Genomic DNA, 245 nt, shown 5'->3' with positions numbered 1-245 from the left:
TTTTGCCAAGGTTTACCTGGCTCGATATGTAAGTTGTGCAAACCTCGCTCTACCGCCCATTCCAATAAGATGGTACTCACAAACTCTGGACCGTTGTCACTGCGAAGAACCTTGGGGCAACCACGCTGCGCAATCACTTCTTCTAAAACCTGTACTACTCGTTTGCCTTTAATTGAGCCAGCCACATCAATGCGCAGACTCTCTTTGGTGAACTCGTCTATCAGGGTTAAGCACTTGAGCTTTTG

1 protein-coding gene is annotated in these 245 nt (G+C 47.3%); it reads right to left on the bottom strand.

Annotated features, from left to right (window positions below):
- The coding region (locus tag ICN39_RS11330) for a DDE-type integrase/transposase/recombinase (protein WP_216234166.1) at nucleotides 1-245 on the bottom strand (245 nt) is incomplete at both ends.

The organism is Polynucleobacter sp. AP-Reno-20A-A9 (genome assembly GCF_018882085.1).
Taxonomy (GTDB): Bacteria; Pseudomonadota; Gammaproteobacteria; order Burkholderiales; family Burkholderiaceae; genus Polynucleobacter.
This window is presented reverse-complemented; position numbering and strand designations above follow the sequence as displayed.